General features: G+C 59.8%; 15 protein-coding genes. 2 read left to right on the forward strand and 13 right to left on the reverse strand.

What is annotated here, in order from left to right; all coding sequences use genetic code 11:
* Positions 1–26 precede the first annotated feature (26 nt).
* Positions 27–968: a M56 family metallopeptidase gene (locus WAW39_RS28270; protein WP_422322767.1), complete on the reverse strand. Its 942-nt coding sequence runs from the start codon at positions 966–968 to the stop codon at positions 27–29.
* 17 nt (positions 969–985) lie between these two features.
* Positions 986–1366, reverse strand: a complete 381-nt coding sequence (locus tag WAW39_RS28275) for a BlaI/MecI/CopY family transcriptional regulator (RefSeq protein WP_422322768.1) — start codon at positions 1364–1366, stop codon at positions 986–988.
* Here WAW39_RS28275 and WAW39_RS28280 point away from each other — a divergent pair, their 5' ends adjacent.
* Positions 1367–2386 carry a hypothetical protein gene (locus tag WAW39_RS28280; protein WP_422322770.1) on the forward strand — a complete coding sequence of 340 codons (1020 nt, stop codon included), beginning with the start codon at positions 1367–1369 and terminating at the stop codon, positions 2384–2386. It begins immediately after the preceding gene.
* Between the two features lies 1 nt (position 2387).
* Here the strand turns inward: WAW39_RS28280 and WAW39_RS28285 are convergent, their stop codons facing one another.
* The 9 genes from WAW39_RS28285 to WAW39_RS28325 form a co-directional block, all read right to left on the reverse strand.
* On the reverse strand, positions 2388–3467 hold the full coding sequence (locus WAW39_RS28285; protein ID WP_422322772.1) for a sialidase family protein: 1080 nt from the start codon (positions 3465–3467) through the stop codon (positions 2388–2390).
* A 30-nt stretch (positions 3468–3497) separates the two neighbouring features.
* Entirely contained in the window at positions 3498–4658 is a 1161-nt protein-coding gene (locus WAW39_RS28290; RefSeq protein WP_422322774.1) for a hypothetical protein, read from the reverse strand.
* 33 nt (positions 4659–4691) lie between these two features.
* Positions 4692–6083: a DUF1501 domain-containing protein gene (locus WAW39_RS28295; protein ID WP_422322776.1), complete on the reverse strand. Its 1392-nt coding sequence runs from the start codon at positions 6081–6083 to the stop codon at positions 4692–4694.
* Between the two features lies 1 nt (position 6084).
* Positions 6085–9219, reverse strand: coding sequence for a PSD1 and planctomycete cytochrome C domain-containing protein (locus WAW39_RS28300; protein WP_422322778.1), 3135 nt, complete (start codon positions 9217–9219; stop codon positions 6085–6087).
* A gap of 274 nt (positions 9220–9493) precedes the next feature.
* The gene (locus tag WAW39_RS28305) at positions 9494–10750 is read right to left on the reverse strand and encodes a hypothetical protein (protein ID WP_422322779.1); all 1257 of its coding nucleotides are present in this window, start codon (positions 10748–10750) and stop codon (positions 9494–9496) included.
* On the reverse strand, positions 10747–12009 hold the full coding sequence (locus tag WAW39_RS28310; protein ID WP_422322781.1) for an MFS transporter: 1263 nt from the start codon (positions 12007–12009) through the stop codon (positions 10747–10749). Before WAW39_RS28310 ends, WAW39_RS28305 begins: the two co-directional genes overlap by 4 nt.
* Before the next feature lie 23 nt (positions 12010–12032).
* On the reverse strand, positions 12033–13484 hold the full coding sequence (locus tag WAW39_RS28315) for a DUF1501 domain-containing protein (protein WP_422322783.1): 1452 nt from the start codon (positions 13482–13484) through the stop codon (positions 12033–12035).
* Positions 13484–16096 carry a PSD1 and planctomycete cytochrome C domain-containing protein gene (locus tag WAW39_RS28320; RefSeq protein WP_422322785.1) on the reverse strand — a complete coding sequence of 871 codons (2613 nt, stop codon included), beginning with the start codon at positions 16094–16096 and terminating at the stop codon, positions 13484–13486. The genes WAW39_RS28315 and WAW39_RS28320 overlap by 1 nt, the downstream gene beginning before the upstream one ends.
* Before the next feature lie 48 nt (positions 16097–16144).
* The gene (locus WAW39_RS28325; RefSeq protein ID WP_422322787.1) at positions 16145–16603 is read right to left on the reverse strand and encodes a YhcH/YjgK/YiaL family protein; all 459 of its coding nucleotides are present in this window, start codon (positions 16601–16603) and stop codon (positions 16145–16147) included.
* Positions 16604–16760: 157 nt separating this feature from the next.
* On the opposite strand from WAW39_RS28325, the gene WAW39_RS28330 reads away from it, so the two are divergent.
* Positions 16761–17312: a 2'-5' RNA ligase family protein gene (locus tag WAW39_RS28330; RefSeq protein ID WP_422322789.1), complete on the forward strand. Its 552-nt coding sequence runs from the start codon at positions 16761–16763 to the stop codon at positions 17310–17312.
* A 16-nt stretch (positions 17313–17328) separates the two neighbouring features.
* Here the strand turns inward: WAW39_RS28330 and WAW39_RS28335 are convergent, their stop codons facing one another.
* On the reverse strand, positions 17329–18672 hold the full coding sequence (locus tag WAW39_RS28335) for a hypothetical protein (RefSeq protein ID WP_422322791.1): 1344 nt from the start codon (positions 18670–18672) through the stop codon (positions 17329–17331).
* A 52-nt stretch (positions 18673–18724) separates the two neighbouring features.
* The gene (locus WAW39_RS28340; protein WP_422322793.1) at positions 18725–18958 is read right to left on the reverse strand and encodes a ferredoxin; all 234 of its coding nucleotides are present in this window, start codon (positions 18956–18958) and stop codon (positions 18725–18727) included.
* Positions 18959–19001: the final 43 nt, after the last annotated feature.

The raw sequence follows: 19001 nt of genomic DNA on the forward strand, positions 1-19001 counted from the left end.
CGGCGTCACCATCGGCGCAGTGCAGGCTACGGCGCGCCGGGAAACGGATCTGCATTCAAACGGAGCTTTGCTTCTTGTTTGAGCGAAATTCCCTGCACAAGCTCAGGCGGCATCACCCGAATCGAGGCCATGAGAACAGCCGCGCTGATGATGAGCGCCAATGCCGTCAGCCAGCGCGCGGAAAGCAGCCAGCGGGAATCCCGGCGCGTTGCAAACAACCGTTGAATCCGCACGCGCAAGCCCGAGCGGCGGGCAAAGGATACGGCAAATGCCGGCATCGGCATCAGGGTGGCATGGGCAAGCAGCATTTCTCCATACTCACGACGGCTGCAGGCCGTGGCAGCCGCCTCGTCACAGCAGACTTCGGACTCCGCCTCGTAGATGCCGCAAAGCACATGCATGGCAGGATTCCACCAGAAGCAGGCGCGGACGAGCGCCGCGCAGAAGCGGTGCAGCCCGTCCATCTGCCGCGCATGCTGGCACTCATGCCGCAGGGTGGCACGCAGAGTACCCTCGGGCCAGGAGGCGGCGGACAACGGCAGGAGCACACAGGGCCGCAGCCAGCCCGTCATGCATGGGCCTTCGATTTCCGCCGTGAAACGCACTTCGACAGCACCTCCATGATTTAACGTGGACTTCTCGGCTTGGCGCACCATTCGCAAGATGCCAGCGACGTCGTTCACCACTCGCAGCAGCAAGACCAAGCTGCCAATAGCCCAGACAGCAGTCAGAATCTGCCACCACCAACCAACCTGAGCGATGCTGTCAGTCCCAACATCAATCGAAGCCGTTGGAAGCCCTTGCCATGGCAGGGGCAGCCAGGGAAGCACCCACAGCCCCCACATGCCCAGCAAGGCAAACCGGCGCCGCGCCTGCGGATGCTGCACCGGCACCACCAGTGCGGCGGTGCTCATGAGCGCCGCCCACAGTGTTGCTTTAAGAGCGATGGCAATCCAGCAGGCGGTCATGACATGTATAAAGTGGATCAGGAAGGCGACTGCTCGTCCAGCAATTTCCGGATCGCTGCGACTTCCTCTGGCGGCAGTTTGCGGTCTTTCGTCTCCAGCAGGGAGGCCATCAGCTTGCCGGGTGAGCCGTCAAAAAACGTGCGCATGAGCTTTCGCAGCGCCGTATCACGCGCCTTTTCACGCGAGATGGCCAGTTCATACACATAGCGGCGCGACTCACGCGTGTGCTTGAGCAGTTTCTTGCCCACCAAGATGCTCAGCAGCGCGCGCACCGCCGAGTAGGACGGGCTGTCCGGCATTTCCTCCTGGATCTCCTCCGCCGTCGCCTTGCCCAGCCGATAGACAATGTCCATCGCCTGCCGCTCACGTTTGGAAAGTTGATCGTCTTTGACTGCCATGTGCTGAAAATGCTGCATTTAAGCAGGATCGCAAGCGCAGATTGCTGTAAGCCTCCACGCAGGGTGGATTCTCGAACGCTCAGCTTAAATGCATATTTTTCTGCATTTAATCTTGCCAGAATTTCAAATGCTGATATTTCTGCATTTATGAACCCAGCCCAACTCCGCCGTTCGATTGCTGTCTGCTCCGTTTTATTGGCCATCACGTTGATTGCGTCATGCTCTTCGATGAATTCAAAAACTGCGTCTCCTCTTAACCCGGTGATGCCGTTTTCTTATGGTGCTGGTCCCATCACCGCAGGCAATCGATCCGGCGGTTTTGCCATCCAAAACCAGTCCATCGACCATCTACTGGCGACTGGTTCCACCACTCGGATCCAGGACCGTCCCGGTCTGGGCACCTCAGCCGGTCAGGAAAAGTATTCCGTGCTGGAGAGCACACGCATGCTCCGCAAATCCGACACACCCGATGCGGTGGACTCATTTCATTACAATGACGAAGCGGGAGCGAAGGCCATGGCGGGAGTCCTCGGTAGCAGCATGACCAAACGCAGCGGTTTGTTTCCTGCCGCTGGAGAACGCCTGAAGGTGGGTCTTGTTCGCTATGGCAGCGTCTTCCCGCATTATGATGCCAGTGGGAAGCGCATTGTGATTGGTGAAAATGGCAGCCACTACGAATTCAGGCTCGAAAACCGCACCAAAAAACGCATCGAGGTCGTTTTAAGCGTGGATGGTTTGAATGTCCTCAACGGGAAGGCCGCAAGTCCGAAACAACGAGGCTTCATTTTGGACCCCAAAGAAACGTACGATGTCGATGGCTTTCGCAAAAACGACACGACCGCACGGTCATTTGTGTTTGGCAGTGTGGCACGCTCCAAAGCTGCCTCCAGCGGAGGAGCAGGCAATGTGGGCGTCATCGGTCTGGCGGTCTTTGAGGAAGATGCAGCCAGAGCCAAAGCGGAGCTGCGTCAAGAACAGCTCGCACGCGAAGGCGCGGACGCCTTTCCCGGAGCCCGCTGACTCACCGTGCCGGAGTCTCCCAAACCGCCGCGCCCATGTGGTAATGATCACATTCGGGCGCGGCTTTGGAGTAGTAGGCGGTGATGATCTTGCCATTCGCGAGCTGGACACTGGAGGGATAGCCGCAGTCTCCCACCTCACTGCGTGCGAGACGGATGGGAGAGCTCCATGTCTTGCCATCGTCGCTGCTGAACTTCGCGCAGACTCCGTGCTGCCCGGCGATGCGCACGCCATAGCTTAGCAACAGCCGCTTGTCTGCCAGACGTGTGAGGTGGCCGTTGATCTCATTGCGTGCGGTCACCTTGAGAGGTGCACCCCAGGTCGCGCCATCGTCATCGCTCCGAAACAGCTCCATCTGCGTGGTGCGTGCGGCAGCCAGCCAGCTTTTGCCGCCAAGGGGAAAAATGTCCGTCTCATTGTGCGTGGCACCGATAATGGACTGCGGCTTCCACGTGATGCCATCGTCATCGCTGCGGAAACACCAAGAGCGCCAGCCCTTGGCCTTGGACGATTTTGTCGGATCAGTGATCTGCCCCTGATAGCATGACGTGCGCAGCGTACCGTCCTGCGCCGTCCAGATGTCGCCAAAGGGAATGTGCTCGGTCCATTCGTCAGACTCAGTCGGGGGAAAGACATCGCTCTTGTTCCAGGTGCGGCCAGCATCTTTGGAGCGCAGCACCCAGCTGCGCAGCACAGCATCGCGGAAATCAGCCTGCTTGGGCCGCTGCGGCTGCTTCAAGTTTGTCCATCCGGAGCAGAGCACGAGCAAATCTCCATTCTTCGCCAGTCCCGCCGCGTGGTTCATGCGGATCGTGTCCGGCTCATGCTGCGTGACGGTGCTGCGCTTCTCCCATTTCACACCATCACTGCTGGCATAGCAGTCCACATCTCCCTGCATGGTGCCGTGGCCCGGCTGATTGAAAAGAATGGCGATGATCGTGCCATCCGGCAGCAAGGTGAGATTCGGCCACGCACACACATTCTCGATGGCGACGATGCGTTGAATGCTTTTGGGCTCAACCTCCTGCGCGACTAACCCGGACAACGACAATGCGAACAGCCATGTGGCGAAGATTTTCATGGGCTACCAACGCTGCCAGCACCCCACACATTACGGACGTTCCGCCACCATCAGGCGCGTGAAGGGACCATCGCTGACGTTGTAATAGATGCGCTTGCCATCCGCGCTGAAGGCGGGATGCGGGTGATTGCGCCGCCAGGATTTGGCACCGCCGCTCTGCGCAAAGCTCTGCAGCAGCACCCATTTGCAACCCTGCATGTCCGCCACCTGAATGCCCCATTCATCACTTTGGCCGCCCACACTGCGGCTCAGGCCGTCGGTAACCATAAGGGTACCATCCGGACTCACCGAAGGATGCGTACCACCGAGGACGGGCACATCCTTGAGGCGGGTGTATTTGGCTGGGTTGTCCTGGATGTCGAAGCTAATGTTTCCCGCTTCAAAGATGTGCTGCGAGTCAGGCGTCCACGCCGGATGGCCCCACCGGTTGCGCTGCCAGACGCAGGCCGCTTTTTCAAAATCATAGACCACCGTGCCCTGGCGATGGCTGGCCCTGCTGGACATGTAGTCGTCCCCGCCATTGCCTGCGGCGACCTTGAAAAACACGCGCTTCATATCGGGACTCAGCACGGGAAAGAAAATGGAGCACGGCTTGCCTGCAAACTCCTTCTGCAGCCAGTCGCCATACTTGGCCTCCACCTCGCTGATCTTCGCCATGGTGGTGGTCTTGCCGGTGGATGCATCCCACACTTCCAGATCACGAAACGGACCGGGATTCCAATGGCAGCCATACATGGGCAGCAGATCTCCGTCCGGCCTGCCAAACCCAACCTGATGTTCTTCCGCAACGATTGTTTTCTTCAACGTCTCCACATCCACCACGACCACGCGCCATTTCTTGTCGATCACCTCATGAAACGCCACACGCCTCCCACCCGAGAGCCACTGCTGGCATGCGACTCGGTGAGCGTCCTCCGTGTGCACGTTGTCAGCCAGCACGGTTTCCTTTCCGGTGGCGCGTTCGATCATCCGCACCTCGCCGAAATGGCCCTGAGGATCGGTGGAGGTGAAAAACAGCACACGCTTGCCATCCGGACTTTCGGGATTGGTGAGGTAGTATGTGTGAATCGTGTGCCGCCCTTCAACGGATGACACCGGCTTGATGGTGACGTCTTTGGACCAAGCTGCGACAGGGTCGGCTGCAAGGCCGTGTGCAGTCATCAATGAAAGGAATGCAACGATGGATTTCATGGTGCTAAGAAAGAGCGAGTACGGCGTTTCAATTCAAGCTGTCAACTCACGCAGCACGCGCCCATGCACGTCGGTGAGCCGCTGATCGCGACCACCGTGGCGGAAGGTGAGTTTTTCGTGATCCACGCCCATTTGATGCAAGAGCGTGGCATGGATGTCATGGATGTCCACGGGATCGCTGGCGACGGAGTTGCCGAACTCGTCAGTTTCGCCGAAGGCCGTGCCGCCTTTGAAACCTCCGCCGGCCATGAAGATGCTGTAGCCGTTCACATGGTGATCGCGACCACAGGTCTCGCTGATTTTGGGCGTATGCGGAGTGCGTCCCATCTCGCCGGCCCAGAGCACGATGGTTTCATCAAGCAGGCCGCGCTGATCAAGATCGCTGATGAGAGCGGCGACGGATTGATCGGTGATACGCGCATTTTTGGCGTGGTTTTGGCGAATCTGCCCGTGCTGATCCCAGGGCGAATTGTTGCCATCGAAACTCGGACAGGTGATTTCGACAAACCGCACCCCAGCTTCCACCAGGCGCCGCGCACGCAGGGCCTGGGTGGCATAAAAGCGCTGATGTTCGTCGGTGGAATCCACGCCGTAGAGCCTGCGAATGTATTCAGGTTCGCCGGTGATGTCCGCAATGCCTGGAACCGCGCTTTGCATGCGAAACGCAGTCTCATAGTTCGCAATGGCTCCTTCAATGACTTGCGCATCCGAAGCTCCCGCCGCGAACTCGGCGTCCTGCTGTGCCAGCAGCGCGAGTTTGCGCCGTTGGATGACCGCCTCATCATGCGGAGCAATGTTATCAACCGGCACGCCCTTGGCGCGAACCATGGTGGCCTGATGACTCGCGGGCAGGAAAGAACTGCCGAAGTTTTCGAGCCCGCCGTTTGGCACCCAGTCGTTGTTGAGCACGACGTAGCCGGGCAGGTTGCGGTTCTCCGTGCCCAAGCCATAGGAGACCCAGGAGCCGATGCTCGGCGCCTGACCGAGGATGCGACCCGTGTGCAGCAGCAAATTCTGCTGACCATGCAACGGCAGTTCGCCGACCATCGAGCGAACGACACACAGCTTGTCCGCCACCTGCGCGATGTGCGGAAAAAGCTCGCTCACCCACAAGCCGCTCTGTCCGTGCTGCTTGAACTCCCATGGACTGCCAAACCAGACGCGGCCCGCATTGGACTGCGAACGCTTTGACACCGCGCCACTGCCAATGGCTTTGCCCTCGAACTTCTTGAGCATGGGCTTGGGATCAAAGGTGTCCACATGGCTGGGACCGCCGTCCATGAAGCAGAAGATGATGTTCTTCGCCCGTGCTCGGCGGTGCAGCGGCACACCTGCCATGGCACGCAACGCCAGCATGCCAAAGCCCGCGGCAGCACCTGCCAGAATCTGGCGGCGCGAGCAAAGACGATGGTCATGCGGCTGCATTTCAGCGGTAGTAGAGAAACTCCTTGGTGTTGAATAACGCATGGGCAAGCCGTTCCCATGCATCCGGCGTGTCACCGCCAAAATCCTGCAACGCGTCTATCCAGCGTTTCAGTTCGGCTGCGTCTGGCGCACGAGCCAAAGCCTGACCGAACATCTGACGCACGCCTTCTTCGCGGTTCACGTCCTGGTGCTTTAACAAACCTGCCGCCCAGCATTTTGCCATCTCGTTCACAAACGGATCATTCAGCATTATCAGCGCCTGGGAGGGAACATTCGTCACGTCTCGTCTGCCGGCAGGCAGCTTCAAATCCGGAAGATTGAAGCCGACGAGAAATTTCGGCGGGTCCATGATGGACATCTGCAGGTAGATCGAGCGGCGGCCATGACCATCGAGAGGACCGCTGAAAAGGCGCTTGGCACCATCCTCGGCACTGCGAAACGGCAGGACAGGGCGGCCATAAAGCTGGGAGTCTAGACGACCGGAGATCGCCAGCAGTGAATCACGAATGGCCTCGGCCTCCAGCCGCCGTGTCGGGTAGTGATTTAGCAAGCGGTTCTCGGGATCACGTTCGCGCGCGGCATCGGCCACGAGTCCGGACTGGCGGAAGGTCTGGCTCAAGACCAGACGCCGCACCAGTTTCTTCGTGGACCAGCCTTCGCGAATGAACTCGCGTGCCAGCCAGTCGAGCAGTTCGGGATGCGAGGGCTTGTCTCCAAGGCGTCCGAAATCATCCGGGGTGGCCACGAGTCCGGTGCCGAAGAGCCACTGCCATACCCGATTCACATAGACACGGGCCGTCAGCGGATGCTCGGGATCCAGCAATGACTCTGCGAGCGTCAGTCGGTCCGTCACTCGCGCCCTGAGGTCCAGCATTTTCAAAAATCCCGGCTGCACCAGTGTGCCGGGTACATCCACATTTCCGCGCACGTTAAGCGGGTAGCTGGCGCGCGCCGTTTCCCGCTGGTCCATGCTGTTGACCGTTCGCGGAAAATTAATGCCCGCCTCGACGCCCCGATATTCGGTCACCAGTGTCGCGAGCCTGCTTCCGGGTTCCGCCTTGTTTGGCAGCAGACCGCTGCTGAGCAGCCAGTCTAGAACAGGCTGATCTCCGGGCTGCGTTTTGCCTTCGCACCACCGCGCAACGGCAGAGTTGAACCAGGCCGCGATGCGCTGCCATGAGTCCTGCGAATCGGCTCCGTCATACAAACCAGCAAACGAATCCTGTTCATCCTGCGGCATGCCTGCCTTGTCATGGGAGACAATGCCACAGACGCTCAGCCAGCTGCGTTTATCGTAGCCGAAATCGTTATTTTTGAGCCCCTTTGCCAGACCGGTTCGCGGTGGGAAATTCGGGTTCAACGACGAGGTGGCAAACTCCAACGTGACCTGCTGCACCCCATTCTTCAGCTCGGCATCGCCAAAAGTCCGCCATGCGGGAATGGTGTTGGTGTAGAAAGCGATGGTTTCGTTTTGAAACGCATGGTCATCGACCACAAGCTGACCGCCGAATTCCCCGCCTGCGAGGTCAAGGCTCACGAACCTGCCCGGGATGAGATGCTCAGGCGGCATGCGCAGCGCTCCGGGCAGCTTGGAAGACAAGGCATGCGTGTGCCAGCCACGCGGCAGAATGCACGCAATAACGGCATCGCCTTCAAGAGCTATGAGAAGCGTGCCTTCTTCAGCAAAGCCGTGCTTCATCCCGTCGCCCTCCATCACCCATCCGTCGGGTAACTGCGCCTTGGCGGGATCAGCCAACGGTTTGAAAATGGCGTTGGCGTTTTGCGCGGCCACGCGGGCCTTGCGCCACTCGACAGCTTTTTGTGTGAATTGACCTGGCGCTGCAAGCGGCGCACCGACGCCTTTCAATACGCTGCTGTGCGACTCCGCCCACTGTTTGAGGAAGGCCGCCGCGAACGGCTTTTTCCACGCTGCTGCCACCTCGGTGCGGATCGCCGCGCGCAGGTCTTTGAGCTTTGCGATGGCCGCATCATTTTTCCCCGGCGCATCGATCACGCGGGAAGTCCAGCGCGGTGTCGTGAAGATGGCGGCAAGAGCGTAGTAGTCATGCTGCGAGACGGCTTCGAGCTTGTGATCGTGGCAGCGTGCGCAGGCCACGGTGGTGGCGATGAAAGCTTTGGAAAACGCGTCGATCTTGTTGTTCACCATCTCCTGGTGAATGCCGTTGAACATCAGGCTGCTGCCGTGGCGATGTTCGCCCAGATGATAAAACATGGGGCCGATGAGGCTTTCGTTGGTTTGGGAGTCGGTGTTGATTCGCGGCCTCGGCAGAAGATCTCCCGCGATCTGCTCGCGCAGGAACTGAGCGAAACTGATGTCGTCATTGAAGGCGCGGATGAGGTAGTCACGGTACTCATAGGCACCCTTGGCCGGATTGTCCCATTCGTAGCCATAGGTGTCCGTGTAGCGCACGACGTCCATCCAATGCCGTGCGAAGTGCTCCCCAAAGCGCGGGCTTTGCAGCAGCATGTCCACGTAGGCCTCGTCAGACAAGGATACTGATGCCGAGGATGGCGGCAGCCCCGTCAGCACAAATGCAAGCCGCCGCCTCAGCACGCCAGGCTCCGCAGGGGGCGCAGGCTGGAGTTTGGCGGCCGCCAGCGCCGCACGCACGAAACGATCCACCGGCTCTTTTGACCATGCCACATCATCCACCTTCGGCGGTTCGACTTTGCGCATGGGCTTGAGGCTCCACCAGTCGAGGCGCTTGTGGAACTCAGCATCCCAACTGTCGCCTGCTGCAAGATCCTGGCTGTTCTTGACTTCTGACACGCGCGGATCGGGAGCACCCAGCCGAATCCATTCCGCAAACACCTCGATCTCGGCGGCAGGAAGCATCTTCTTCGGCGGCATTTTGACATCCTTTTCTGCATGACTCAGCGCCTGCATCAGCAGGCTTGCTTCCGGCTTCCCTGGAACAATGGCGGGTCCGCTCTCGCCTCCTTTTTCCCAGCCTGACTTCGAGTCAAGGGCAAGGCCGCCTTTGATTTTTGTCTCATGCGAATGGCACTCAAAGCAGCGCTGTTTCAGCAAGGGCTCCAACTTTGAGACGAAGATGTCCTCCGCTCCCATGACTGAGGCGGTGAACAGACATGCCATGGTGGCGAAGGACTTCATCGGTCTTGAGCAGCAGGCGTGGCGATGATGCGGAATGAGTTCATGCAAAGGAACCAACGTCGCCAGAAAGCCATCTCTCTGTGACCCTGCCCGCAAAAAATGGTAATATCCGATCAAAAAATTTCACGGAGTTGGCCGCCGCTGACTTGATCAGAACATTCGCTGCCGTAAGGTAAGCCGTGAGCACCCCACCCAGACCATGAGCTGGAAACCCGGCGTGCGCAATGACCGCGAAGCCGCCTGCCTGCGCCTTCCACTGCAATGATTTTCCCGGTCACTCGCGCCAGTACAGCGACTCCTTCGGCACTGTGTAGGCCACCCCCATCTCCGGTGTCTGAATGACCTCACCTTTGCGATACAACGACTCCACCGCCGCGATCAGCATGCCGGAAGTCAGCAGTGTACGCTCCACAGGATAGGGCGCACGGTTGTGCAAGATCATGTCCTCGATGTGATGGACAAGCGGATTGAAAAAGTCGGCGGTGGTCGAACTCGATCCCGGCATCGGCAGAAACATCTGGCAGGAGGTGATCTCGCCCGTCTCTGAGTTCAGGCCCGCATAGTTGAAGTCCCGCACCGGCAGCATGAAGAGCGTGGTGTGGAAGCCGTCACGATGTTCGATGAAGTAAGCAAAAGCATCAGGAAAGGTTTTGCGCGCCCACTCAAAGCTCACCGGCTCCAAAGGATACCCTTCCACCGGCCAGGTGTGGCTGCGCGTGAGTGCAGCAGCGAGCAGGCGCTGCGTCTGCTTCCGCATGGCGGCATGCTCCCACATTTTCGCGCCCCGCAGGGCCAGCACGCTCTTGATGCCCACCTCACCACCACGGCGGCGCTCGGACATGCACTGCGCGGTTTCGAGACCGTGGAAATCATATTTCTCGACACCACCGTAGCCGACCGCCACGCTCTCAGCCAGCGGCGTGCCCCATGGCAGATCCACCGCAGGCAGACGACGCGTCACGGGCAGTGATGATCCCGCGAGAAATGGAAAACCCAGCCGTTTAGCATCGGCCACCATCTCGGTGCATTTGCTCCATTCAGTGGAGAGATGTTTGTCGTTGAAGACGGGCACACTGCGACCGCTGGCCTCAAAGACTTTCACGATTTCTTTGAAGAACTCGTAGCGCGGATACAGCGTCTGCCCTTTCTCATTTTCAGGGAAGTCGCCGTGCTCACCAATGAGGACGACCCCATCCACCGCGAGCTTCCCAGTGCCTAGCGTCAGCGCCTCGGCGATGCTGGAATAAATCGGAATGTGATAACGCTCGGAACGCCCGCGCGCGAGATCGGTCTCTGGAAACTGCGCAACGTACAACGACACCAGATCCGTTTGAGGCGGCAGCCACTGCCCGGCCCACACGTAGCCCATGGCAAGCCGGTCCACGAAATGCATCGCATGCGAGTTCTTGAACATCACTGTGGCGATGAGCGCGACTTTTTTGCGTGCTGGCGTGGGTGCGGCATGAGCCGTGGCTGCTGCAGCGGCACTGGCCATGAGGAAGGATCTGCGGGTCCAGGATGATGAGCTCATGATGATGAAGAACGTTCAGATTTGTTTTCCCAAAACAACCACAGCGGCAGCACCGCGATGAGAGGCAGGCACGAGGCCAGCATCAGCCCCTGATCAAACGAGTGCGTGCGATCCGCGAGCCTGCCAAAAAACTGCTGCGCCTGCGCCGGCAGCACCCACGCGACGACTCCGGCAATGCCGGTGATCTTGCCCTGATGCCTTCCCGAAAGGTCCTGCGTGAAAGCATGATACAAAGGAAACACGCCCAGCGCCCCGGCACCCGCGAGCATGAACACTGTGAGCAGGACCCACCCATGCTCAAGCCACGGCGTGAGACCGCAGGAGGCGCACAAGGCCCCACAACCCGCAAAGACAATCACACGCGCCGCATGCACGGACAGTGTGCGCCGACCCAGCCACACAGCGAGCGCCCCCGCACCGAGACAGCCGACATCCGTGGCCACATACCAGGCCGAAGTGAACCACAGCGTCTCCGCTTCAGTATATCCACGACCTTCCTGCAAAATTTTGGGCAGCCACGCACGCAGAATCTGCCACGTCGTATTGATCCCGGCGATGACCACAAAGATGATAAGCATGCGACGGCTGAAAAGGAGGCTCCACAGGCTGGTGTCATCGCTTTTGTCAGTGGTCTCGTTCAAACGAACCGGCGCAGGCAGGTCCGCCTTGCGCACGAGTGCGAACCACAGCACCAGCCAGCCAAAGCCGGTGATGCCGACCACTTGAAACGCCGTGCGCCAGCTCCCCAGTTCGGCCGTCATGAGCCCGCTCATGATCAGCGGCGTGATGATCGCGCCCACGGAGGTGCCGCTTTGCAGCACGCTGTTGCCGAAGGAACGCTCCCGCGCATCCAGCAGCGCCCGCGTGGTGCGGATGCCGCAGGGCCAGTGGCCAGCCTCAAAAAATCCCAGCGCCATGCGGCACCATAGCAGCTCCTGCTCATTGTGCACAAAACCCGTCGCCAGTCCGGCCAGCGACCACATCGTCAGCACGATGGCATACAGCCAGCGCACAGAGAAACGATCCGCCGCCCAGCCAAAAACAATGGACCCCGCCGCGAAGGCGTAGGCAAACACCGCCTCGATGTGGCCATACTGCTCCTGCGAAAGACGGAACTCCTTGGTGATGCGCACCGCCGCATTCGCTAGCGTCTGGCGGTCCATGTAGTTGATCGCCGAGGCGAGCAGCAGCAGGCCGCAGATCGTCCACTTCCAGGTCGCCGAACGATGCAGTGGATTCGGATCAGCGGCGGCAGTCATGTCGAATGATCGCTGGTCAAATGTTAGGCCAGCAGTTCATCCACCACCTTGGCGCCCTGGTTGTCCGTGAGCGATGCGGCGAGGCCGTTGCGCTTGTAGGTCAGCTTGGTGTGGTCGAGGCCGAAGGTTTTCAGCAGCGTGGCGTGATAGTCGAAGTGCCTCACTTCGTCGATGACCGCCTTGTGGCCAAATTCATCCGTCTCGCCATGCACATAGCCTTTCTTGAATCCGCCGCCGGCCATCCACATGCTGAAGCCGTAGGTGTTGTGGTCGCGGCCCCACTTGTCGCGGCCCGCATCATTTTGCAGCACGGGCAGACGCCCCATTTCGCCGCCCCAGTGAACAACTGTAGAATCAAGCAGACCACGCTGCTTGAGATCAATCAGCAGCGCAGCACTAGGCTGGTCGGTGGCCTGGCAGTTCTTCGGCAGCGCCGTGATAAGCGAACCATGCTGATCCCATGACTGGCCCGCATTGAGCACCTGCACATAGCGCACACCGCGCTCGACAAGACGGCGCGCGATGATGCAGCGTGTGGCGTAATCTTTGGTGATCGGATTATCGACGCCGTAGAGTTTTTTGACGTACTCAGGCTCCTTCGAAATATCGAGCGCCTCCTTGGCAGCCACCTGCATCTTGGCCGCAAGCTCATAGCTGGAAATACGCGCCTGCAGATCAAGCTCGCCGGGGTGCAGGGCGAGGTGGTCCTCATTGAAAGCCTTCAACAAATCCAGCTGGCGCTGCTGCGGCGCACCGGCCAGCGAGGGCGGCGGATCGAGATTCAAAATGCGCGGCTCGGTGGCGCGCACCAGCGTGCCCTGAAACAGCGAAGGCAGCCAGCCATTGGTGAAATGCTCACCGCTGAAAGTGGGCAGACCACCGGGATGCGAGAGCACCATGTAGGCGGGCAGTTCGTCCGTCTCGCTGCCGAGACCGTAAGTCAGCCACGAACCCAGCGCCGGACGCCCGGCGGTGATTCGGCCACCATTCATCGCATACAGCCCCTGCGCGTGATTGCTCACCCCGGAGGTCATCGAGCGGATCAGCGTGATCTCGTCCACCACCTTGCTCAGATTCGGCAGCAGTTCGCTGATCTCCATGCCGCACTCGCCATGTTTCTGGAACTTCCATGGCGAGCCAAAGCATTTCGACGAAGCTTGCGCAAGGTTGTCATACTTGATCTCACCGGGAAATTTCTGCCCGTCGTACTTCGTGAGCATCGGCTTCGGATCAAACAGGTCCATCTGCGACGGCCCGCCCATCATGAACATCGAGATCATCGCCTTCGCCTGCGGCTCAAAGTGCGGCTTCTTCGGGTGCAGATCGTAACGCATCTCACCCGTGATGCTCTCGGGCTTCACCGGTGCGGCAAGCAAGCCATCGCGCTCCAGCAATGAGGCAAGCGCCAAGGTGCCAAGGCTGTAGCCATTGGCGTGCAGGAAATGACGGCGGGAGCAGAGCTGGGGGCGGTTCATTATTCGACGTAGAGGAAGCGGTTTGAGCTGCAAAGGATCTGGCACAGGCTTGCCATGGCCTCCTGAGGCGGATTGGGCACGACGCCTTTCGGATGCTGAATGTCGTGGTGATACTGCGTGAGCGCCTTGGTCTGCTCATCGAGATACGCGATGCCGCGTGTGACATCGGCCTGTGTCGCCGGTTTGCCAAAAAGCAGCTCCCAGGCGCGCTTGATCTGCTCCGTGCGATTCCCAGGGGCCGCAGCCTCCAGGCGGCCAGCGAGGCGGAGCGAGCTGTCGAGCACGAAGGTGTCGTTCATCAGCAGCAGAGACTGCGGGGCGACGGTGGTCTGCGCACGCAACTCGCAGTTCGGCGTCATGACGGGCGCGTCAAAGGTGTCGAGCACGGTGACGGGTTTGCTGCGGCGCACCTGCACGTAAATGGAGCGGCGGAAATCGTCCGCACCACCCGGATCGACCTTGTTCAGGGTAATCGTGCCTTTGTCGATGCCGGTGACGACGCGGCCTTGCGGATCACGACCAATGCCACTCGGCGGACCATAGCTCGACTGCACCAGCGTGCCGGTCACAGCCAGCAAGGAGTCGCGCAGTGTCTCGGCATCCAGACGGCGCAGTTTGAAACGCGCGTAGAGCTTGTTCTCAGGGTCGCTGTGCAACGAAGCGTTGTTCACCGAAGACTGCCGGTAGGCACTGCTCAGCATGATGAGGCGGTGCAGCGATTTCAGCTTCCAGCCGCTCTTCACAAACTCATCAGCGAGGTAGTCGAGCAGCTCCGGATGCGTGGGCAGCTCGCCCTGTCGGCCGAAATCACCCGGCGTGTTCACGATGCCACGTCCCATGTGATTCATCCAAAAGCGGTTCACCAAAACACGCGCGGTCAGCGGATGCTTGCCACTGGTAAGCCACTGCGCATAGGCCAGGCGACGCCCGCTGGACCCGCTGCTCACCGGCACTGGTTTGAAGGGCTCAATCTGCGGACTGGCCAGAATGCTCAGCTCACCGGGGGTCAAAGCCTGCTTGGGCTGATCGTGATCGCCACGATTGAAAAGCTTGGTCACCGGCACTTGGCCCTTCACTTCCGTCAGCGCCATCACAAAGCCTTCCACCGGCTTCGTCTCGCGCAGCTTTTTGGCCTCGGCCATCTTCGCATCCACGATGTCCTGCTTCTTCTTGTCGTAGAGATCGAGTGAGTAGGTCGCGAGCGCGGAAGGATACTTTTTGATGAGCGTCTTCTGCTCCGGGGTCTGCTTGGCGACCGGCGTGTCACGGGCGATGCGGAAAGCTGCCTGTTCCGCCTCCGGCACCTTCTTGATCTCAACCTCGAAAATTTCATCGAGGAACTTTTTACTCATCGCACGCGCCTCGACCTCGATCTCCTTGGCTTTGACTTCAATCTCCGCCGCCTTGGCGCGCTCTTCAGGAGTGTAAAGTGAGTACAGCCGCTGCGCCGGGGCCCGCCAGGCCTCCCAGTTGTAGGCCGGATCAAACACGGCACGCAGCCGGTAATAGTCGGCCTGCGTGATCGGATCGTAGCGATGATCGTGGCACTGTGCACAGGCCACCGTCATGCCCATGAGCGACGAAGTCGTGACCTTCATCTGCTCGGCGATGACCTGGTTCTTAGCGAGCTTCGCATCATCAGGCGCATCGCCTGTGCCATCGGGTGCCATGCGCAGGAATGCGGTGGCAATGAGCTGATCGGTGCGATGCGGATCCAGCACCGCCTGCTGGAAGTCCGCATGCGTCGCCCCGGCCAGTTCGTCACCCGCCAGCTGCTCCTGAATGAATTCGCTCCACGGCTTGTCCGTGTTCATCGCACGGATCACGTAATCCCGATAACGCCACGCCTGGGGCCGCACCGAGTCAGCCTCCGAATAGCCGTTGGAGTCCGCATAGCCCACCACATCCAACCAATGGCGCGCCCAGCGCTCGCCGTAGTTTTTGGAGGCCAGCAGTCGCTCCACCAACTGCTCATAGGCCAGCTGTGACTTGTCATTCACAAAGCCTTCCACCTCCTCCGGTGTCGGCAGCAGTCCGGTGAGATCCAGCGTCACTCGGCGAATCAGCGTCCGCCGGTCAGCCTCGGGCGCAAAGTTAAGCCCCTTGTCCGCCATCGATTTCAGCAGAAAGGCATCCACAGGCGTGCGCACCTTCTTGGCATCCACCTTGGCAGGCACCGCAGGACGCTTCACCGGCTGAAAGGCCCAGTACTCGCGGTCATCGTCAGAAATCATCGGCCCGGGAGCCAGCGCCAGCGGCTCAGGCCTCGCGGTCTTGGCCCCTTGCGCGATCCATTGCTCAATGATCGCCAGCTCCGCCTCGGAGACCTGCTTGCCCTTCTTCGGCATCTCGCCGTTTTTGATCAGGCGCACCAGTTCACTCTGCGCCGGCTGCCCCGCCACGACGACATGGCTGCCGCTATCCAGCTTCAGGTCCATGAAGCGCCGCAGCCGCAGATCCACCCCGCCCTCCGGCTTCTCCTCCTCCCCATGGCAGTGCGTGCAGTGGGCCTTCACGATGGGGCGCACGTCTTTTTCAAACGTGAGCAGGCGCTCCGCGCCGCGAACGGTCACGGCGAGGGAGCAAAAAAGAACAGCAGGCGTCAGCTTCATCAGGGGGGAACAAACCTACGCCCCCAGAAAGCCCGTTTTTGCGACGGATTACTCCACCGCGACTTTGATCACCACTTTGAACACCTGCTCCGGCTTTTCCCACTCGATGCAGGGCGCATGCGCATCCTCCGGGTAAAGAATGGCAAAGTGACCGCCGCTCATGTGCAGCGGGGTCACATCGGGGATCAGTTTCCACAGCGCGGCCTCTTTTTCCTCGTTGTAAGCCATCGTCTCCTCCTTCATCGCCGCCAGAGGTGCCCACAGGATCGTTTCCCGACCGCTGTAGATAAACTGCACATCAATGTACTTCCGATGCGCCTCAAACTTCGCCTTCTCCATCGGCTTCGTCTCATACGTCTGCACCAGCGCAAAGCAGTCATCCCCATCCAGATCAAACCGCCCCAGCGGCTGCGTGCCATCCACGGTGCGCAGATAGGCAAAGGCCTTGGCAAAGCGAGAATTCAGGGATTCGTAGCGGGCGGAGTTTTCAAGAGTGTCGAGGATCATGGGAGGAAGAGCTCCAAATCGACACCATGCTCAAGCGGACTGCAATACACAAAGGCGGACGATGAACATCATCGCGCATTGAATTGTCATCAGGCTCGCTGAGTGTCCCGCCCCTTCGTCCGCCCTGTCCATGAACGACCAGTTCCTATTTTCCGACATGCCCGCCGCCCTTGAAGAGCAGCCGGTCACCAGCGTCTTTCTGGCCATCCTTCCTGATCAGGTGGCTGCGGAGCAGATCGCCCGCTGCGCGTGCGAGGTGAAGGCTAGACACGGGCTCAAGGGTGCTCCCCGCCCCACGGGGCGCTTCCATGTCACCCTGCATACTTTCGATCATGCCCCACATGCATTGGAGCGCTCCGTCCAGATGGCTCAAATGGTCGCGGCCAAAGTGGTGAAGGGCGTCAGTCCATTTGAGGTGCGCTTTGACCGGGTGAAAAGCTTCTCAGAGAAGAAATCCAATTGTCCCTGTGTCCTCGCAGACCGTGAAGGCAATGAAGCCTTGCGAGCTTTCGCCTCCCGATTGAAGCGCGAAATGGGCAAGCCCGCCGGACACTTTACGCCGCATGTCACGTTGCTGTACGATGACACCATCGTTAAAGAGGAATATGTGGAACCCGTGATCTGGACGGTGCACGAAATCGTCCTGCTCAAGGCCATCATGAAAAGAAAGACTTTCCAGGAGCTCGGTCGCTGGACGCTTCAGGGCTGAAGCTGATCACAACCTGTCACTTCGCGCGAAGCAATTCAACGATCGTCTCCCGCATCACCTTTTCTGACTCCGGCGCCGCAAAGGCCTGCGTCGGCTCGTAGCCTCCTTCGGCGAAAGATTTTTCCAGCGGGATGTACCCCGGCCCACCGTCACCATAACTCGCCGTGGCGACAAATCCGCCGGGCCGCTGCTGCTGCGCAAAGAGCTGATACTCGATGAAAGTCTCCCCCGGCAGATGGAGAAGGCACACGTCATCTCCAAGATGCAGGCTCGTAAACTGGATCGGCACACCTGCGGCACTCTGGCGGGCGAAGCCCACGCGAAACGCGGCACTGATGCGCGTCGAGGCCACAGCCATCGCGTTCTCACACACCTTCAGCATGCGCTCTTCCGGAAACTCGGGATTCGCTTTCAGCACCACGGGACGCGCGCGCCATTCGATCTTCGTCAGAGGCACGCGTTTCATCTGCTGCTCGGACTTCACCATCGCCGCATGAATGTTCTCCCCCAGTCTCGCCCGGGCCTCCTTGCTGGCGTCATTGTATTTGCCTGCCCCGATGTTGCCACCACAGCCGGTGAAATACAGATGCGGCACACCATCATCCTGCGTGCGCCGCTCACGTGCAGTGCCCACGAAGTCATACGTCACCATGCCATCGCCATAGTAGCTCATGGGATGCGTCGCGTAGTAGTGCAGCACCGCCAGCTTCTTCTCGCCGTTCCAAAAGCTGATCGTCTTCAGCAGCGGATCGACCAGTCCCTCCGGCAGCGCCTGCAGCGCCGCATCCTTCGTGGAGCTCAGCCGCATCTTCGCCACCTTCCCATCATCACCCATGATCCTGCGGTTGGACGCCACCTTCTCCACCGCCGCTTTGCCATGCGTGATGTGCGTCAGCGGCACCGCCTTCTTCAGCCCCGCCTCAAGGCTCGCCGCCACGCCCTTCAGCGCACGCTCCGCCCACTCAAGATCCATCACCTTTGGCGGCGAAGCAAAACCCGCCAGCAACCGATGCGATACCGCATCCCCAATCGGCGCATTGTGCTGATGCAGACTCTGCACCGCCACGCGTTCCGGCGTCGTCCCCGCCGCCTGCGCCAGCACTTCCCGCCAGTGTACATGATCCCCCGCGCGAATCTCACACCAGTCCACCGCACACAGCACCACCGGCTTGTCATCGCTCAAAATCACCACCCCCAGCGCCAGCAGCGGCTCACTCACCCCCGCCACCGGCTTCACCAATCCACCGCACAGCGGCGCACCGACCAGCGGCGTGACATCCGCACGAAACGTCGCGAGCCGCAGAGATTCGCCGAAGGCCGGGAATGTCAGCAGCGCCAGGAAAGTGATAAGCTTGTTCATGCCTTCACTACGGGCCCCGTGCAGCAAGCTCTCAAACAGATTCTGGATTTCGTCACTGGCTAGACTGCCCAATCGATTCTGTGGGGCATCCATCCTGCGCCTCCACACAGATCTGGAACTCGGCCTCTGTCACCGGCTGACGAAACACAATGCTATAACCGATTTCGTCATCGCGGCGGAAAAAATCGGGTGCATTGCCGCGGCATAAATCGCAGTCAATGCAGCTGCTATCGACGTAGAAACGGCCTGATACATTTTGAGGGAGACGGTCTTCAATATTGGGCATGGGTAAAAGCGGGGGTGTCTGCGCCCATGCTGTCGCACCTTAG

This window comes from Prosthecobacter sp. (genome assembly GCF_049294395.1).
Classification (GTDB): domain Bacteria; phylum Verrucomicrobiota; class Verrucomicrobiia; order Verrucomicrobiales; family Verrucomicrobiaceae; genus Prosthecobacter.

Coding starts and splice junctions, on each gene's coding strand:
- WAW39_RS28270 (WP_422322767.1), bottom strand. CDS start 968: ATGACCGCCTGCTGGATTGCCATCGCTCTTAAAGCAACACTGTGGGCG.
- WAW39_RS28275 (WP_422322768.1), bottom strand. CDS start 1,366: ATGGCAGTCAAAGACGATCAACTTTCCAAACGTGAGCGGCAGGCGATG.
- WAW39_RS28285 (WP_422322772.1), bottom strand. CDS start 3,467: ATGAAAATCTTCGCCACATGGCTGTTCGCATTGTCGTTGTCCGGGTTA.
- WAW39_RS28290 (WP_422322774.1), bottom strand. CDS start 4,658: ATGAAATCCATCGTTGCATTCCTTTCATTGATGACTGCACACGGCCTT.
- WAW39_RS28295 (WP_422322776.1), bottom strand. CDS start 6,083: ATGCAGCCGCATGACCATCGTCTTTGCTCGCGCCGCCAGATTCTGGCA.
- WAW39_RS28300 (WP_422322778.1), bottom strand. CDS start 9,219: ATGAAGTCCTTCGCCACCATGGCATGTCTGTTCACCGCCTCAGTCATG.
- WAW39_RS28305 (WP_422322779.1), bottom strand. CDS start 10,750: ATGAGCTCATCATCCTGGACCCGCAGATCCTTCCTCATGGCCAGTGCC.
- WAW39_RS28310 (WP_422322781.1), bottom strand. CDS start 12,009: ATGACTGCCGCCGCTGATCCGAATCCACTGCATCGTTCGGCGACCTGG.
- WAW39_RS28315 (WP_422322783.1), bottom strand. CDS start 13,484: ATGAACCGCCCCCAGCTCTGCTCCCGCCGTCATTTCCTGCACGCCAAT.
- WAW39_RS28320 (WP_422322785.1), bottom strand. CDS start 16,096: ATGAAGCTGACGCCTGCTGTTCTTTTTTGCTCCCTCGCCGTGACCGTT.
- WAW39_RS28325 (WP_422322787.1), bottom strand. CDS start 16,603: ATGATCCTCGACACTCTTGAAAACTCCGCCCGCTACGAATCCCTGAAT.
- WAW39_RS28330 (WP_422322789.1), top strand. CDS start 16,761: ATGCCCGCCGCCCTTGAAGAGCAGCCGGTCACCAGCGTCTTTCTGGCC.
- WAW39_RS28335 (WP_422322791.1), bottom strand. CDS start 18,672: ATGAACAAGCTTATCACTTTCCTGGCGCTGCTGACATTCCCGGCCTTC.
- WAW39_RS28340 (WP_422322793.1), bottom strand. CDS start 18,958: ATGCCCAATATTGAAGACCGTCTCCCTCAAAATGTATCAGGCCGTTTC.